General features: G+C 70.3%; 3 protein-coding genes. 1 reads left to right on the top strand and 2 read right to left on the bottom strand.

Features of this window, described 5'->3' with window-relative positions:
- Positions 1 to 14: 14 nt before the first annotated feature.
- Positions 15 to 1,148 (top strand): N-acetyltransferase, encoded by a 1,134-nt coding sequence (locus D7W82_RS38870; RefSeq protein ID WP_120623078.1) that lies wholly within the window; start codon positions 15 to 17, stop codon positions 1,146 to 1,148.
- 83 nt (positions 1,149 to 1,231) lie between these two features.
- Here the strand turns inward: D7W82_RS38870 and D7W82_RS38865 are convergent, their stop codons facing one another.
- Both D7W82_RS38865 and D7W82_RS38860 read right to left on the bottom strand, forming a co-directional pair.
- Positions 1,232 to 1,867 carry a phospholipid-binding protein MlaC gene (locus tag D7W82_RS38865; protein WP_120623077.1) on the bottom strand — a complete coding sequence of 212 codons (636 nt, stop codon included), beginning with the start codon at positions 1,865 to 1,867 and terminating at the stop codon, positions 1,232 to 1,234.
- Positions 1,868 to 1,933: 66 nt separating this feature from the next.
- The coding region (locus D7W82_RS38860) for a TolC family protein (RefSeq protein WP_120623076.1) at positions 1,934 to 3,461 on the bottom strand (1,528 nt) is incomplete at its 5' end.

Below are 3,461 nucleotides of genomic sequence, written 5' to 3'. Positions count from 1 at the left end.
CCCCCGCTCCCACCATGCCCTCCGACGTGCAGGTGACCCCTGTGCGCGGCGCGGCGGACCGGACGGCGTTCATCCGGCTGCCGTACTCGCTCTACCGTGACGACCCGAACTGGGTGCCGCCGCTGGAGATGGAGCGCCGCGACTTCCTGGACCCGAAGAAGAACCCCTTCTTCGACTACGCGGAGGTGGAGCTGTTCCTCGCGCGCCGCGGGCAGGACGTGGTGGGCCGGGTGGCGGCCATCAAGAACCCGCGCCACATGGAGTTCCACGGCACGAAGGAGGGCTTCTTCGGCCTCTTCGAGTGCGTGAACGACGCGGGCGTGGCCCGGGGCCTGCTGGACGCGGCCAGCGCGTGGCTGAAGGCGCGCGGCATCGACACCGTGCTGGGGCCGGCCAACTTCTCCTCCAACCAGGACTGGGGCCTGCTCGTGGAGGGCTATGAGAGCCCTCCCGCGCTGATGATGCCGTACAACCCCGCGTACTACGCGGGCCTGCTGGAGACGTGCGGCTTCACCAAGGCGAAGGACCTGTTCGCCTTCGAGCTGTCCTCGTCCACGCCGCCGCCGGAGAAGGTGGCGCGCATCGCGGAGAAGATCCGCCAGCGCGAGGGCGTCACCGTGCGCCCGGTGAACCTGAAGGACTTCCCCGCCGAGGTCGCCCGCATCAAGCAGATCTACAACGCGGCCTGGGAGAAGAACTGGGGCTTCATCCCCTTCACGGACCGCGAGTTCGAGCACATGGCCAAGGAGATGAAGGCCATCGTGCGCCCGGAGCTGCTGCTCATCGCGGAGGTGAAGGGCGAGCCCGTGGCCTTCTCCATGACGCTGCCGGACGCCAACGCGGCGTTCAAGGCGGCCAACGGGCGGCTCACGACGTTCGGCCTGCCCATTGGCCTGGTGAAGCTGGTGCTGGCGTCGCGCAAGCTCAAGCGGCTGCGCCTGCTCACGCTGGGCATCAAGGAGGGCTACCGGCGCCGCGGCCTGGACGCCATCCTCTACCTGGACACCCTGCGCACCGCGAAGGAGCTGGGGTACACGGGCGGCGAGATTTCGTGGACGCTGGAGGACAACCACCTGGTCAACCGCGCCATCGAGTCCATGGGCGGCCAGCGCTCCAAGACGTACCGCGTGTTCCAGCGGCCCGTCTGACGTCCTCCTGAAACACTTCCGCCCGGGCGCTGGTGGCACCCGGGCGGAAGGAATCACCGCGAAGCTGTTTGAAGCGCCCTGCCCTACTTCGCCTGCGGCGCGGCTCCGGAACCCGCGGCGGCGGACTCCTTCACGGAGGCCGCGCTGGTGTTGGCGTTCTCCTTCTCCAGCTGGGCGCGCTTGGACTTGAGCGTCGTCAGCAGGCCGTCAAAGCCCTTGGTGGAGAGGATCTTCTTGAACTGGCCGCTGTACGTGTCCACGAGCGACACCTCGTCGGTGATGACGTCGTAGATGCGCCAGTCGGCCTTGGGCGTGGCCTTGTAGAGGCGGTAGTTCACGGGCACCTGGTCCGTCTTCACGGTGAGCTCGGTGTCGACCGTGGCCTCGCTCCCCTGCACGCTCTCCTTGCCGTACTTCACGTCCGCCTTCGCCTGGCCGATGGCCTTCTGGGCGTACGAGGCGCGCAGCAGGCCCGTCATGGTCTCGGTGAACTCCTTGCGCTGGGCGGCGGTGAGGCCCGCCCAGGCCTTCTCGCCCAGGGCGCGTTTGGCGAGCTCCTCGAAGTCCACGAAGGACTCCACGACGGTGGCCAGGGACTGCGCGTTGGCGCCAGGGGCGTTGGCCGCCTTCTGCACGGCGGCGTTGCCGTTCTTCACCACGTTGAGCGGGCTCACGGGGGCGGCGGCGAGCAGCGTGGCGGCAAGCAGGGAAGCAATCATGGCGATGAAGCTCCGGGTTGAAGTTCAGGTGTGACGACACCTGTGAGGACTGGCAGCCTGAGAGGGTTATTCATCCGCCGTGGGGACGGCACCGGTGACGCGGGCGAGTGACGCCAACCCGACGCGCACGTCGTGCCAGCTCCTGCCGCGCTCGGCGGAGGCCTGGGCCAGCGCGGTGAAGGCGTCCACCAGCTCACGCGTGTCGCCCGTGCCCAGGTCGAAGGCGGCGTAGGCGGCGGTGGCCCAGCGCTTCGCGTTCTTCTCCGCCTCCGTGAAGGACTTCGCCCGCGAGTAGGCCGCGGCGAGCTGGCTCTGCACCTGCGTCACCTCCAGCCGGATGCCGGCCTTGAGCGTCAGCTCCTGCGCGTGCATCTTGTCCAGCTCCGCGCGGGCCTGCTCCAGCTGCGCGTCCTTGATGGGGATGTCGAAGGTGCCTCGGATGACCAGGCCCAGGCCCGCGGTGCGGTCGTTGAACGGGTCATACGCGAAGGGGCTGCGCTGGCGCGTGGCGCTGCTCGTCCAGCGCACGTCGTAGTAACCCGCGAGCCCCAGGTCCGGGTAGTAGCTGCGCTCGCGGATGATGACCTCCTGCTCGCGCGCGACGATGCCCGCGGCGATGGCCTTCAGCTCCGGGCGGCGCTCGTTGGCCTGCTTCAGCGAGGTCTCCAGGTCGGGCACGTTCACGTCGCCCTGGAGCGGCAGGTCCTCCTCCATCACCTCCACCTGCTCGTCCGGACCCGCGTTGGCGAGCAGCCGGATGGCGGTGAGCGCGAACTGCTCGCCCTGGATGGCGGTGGCGCGCTGCGACTCCACCAGCTGGCGGAAGTACCCCAGCTTGTAGGTGTCCAGCTTCGTCACCTGATCCGAGTCCTCCTTGAGGAGCGCGTCGATCTTGTCGCCCGCGTCCTTGAGGCGCTTGGACACGTCCTCCAGCTGCTTCAGGCCGGCCCGGGCCAGCTGGTAGCCGTAGTACGCCTGCGCGGCCTGGAAGCCCGCCTCCGCGCGCACGCGCTCCCGCAGCGCCGCGCCCACCTTGGGGCCCTGCTCTCCCGCCTTCTCCAGCGCGGAGAGCTTGCCGAAGGTGTACAGCGGCAGCACCGCGTTGCCGGTGGAGAACACCGTCACGCCCACCTTGCCGAAGTTCCAGTCGCCCTCCAGCGACGCCTCCGTGGTGGGCGGGCCGCCCAGGCCGTTGTTGCGCGCCTCGGGGACGGGACCGCCCGCGCCCAGGGTGATCTCGAACCGGGGGAACCAGGCCCAGCGGGCTTGATCGTAGAGCGCCTGGAACTTGCGCAGCTCCGCGCTGGCCTCCGCCACGCGCGCGTCCTGGGTGCGCGCCCGCGCCACCAGCTGGGCCAGGGTGATGGGCCCCTTCAGGGGCTTCGTGGCCTGGGAGGTGCCCGGGGCCTGCTGGGCCTCCTCCGGGGGGCCCCGGGGAGTGCCGGGGGTGAGGTCGCCGCGCGCGCCGTCGCCCGAGCCGGGGGAGATGGGGGACGTGCCCAGGTCCTGCGCGCCCGGGGTGGCGGCGGCCGGCCTGGGCGTGCCGGTGGTGGCGCCCTGGGCGGCGTTGCCCGGCTCGGCGGCAGGGCCAGGG

Source organism: Corallococcus sp. CA049B (genome assembly GCF_003611685.1).
In the GTDB taxonomy this organism is placed as follows: Bacteria; Myxococcota; Myxococcia; order Myxococcales; family Myxococcaceae; genus Corallococcus; species Corallococcus coralloides.
This window is presented reverse-complemented; position numbering and strand designations above follow the sequence as displayed.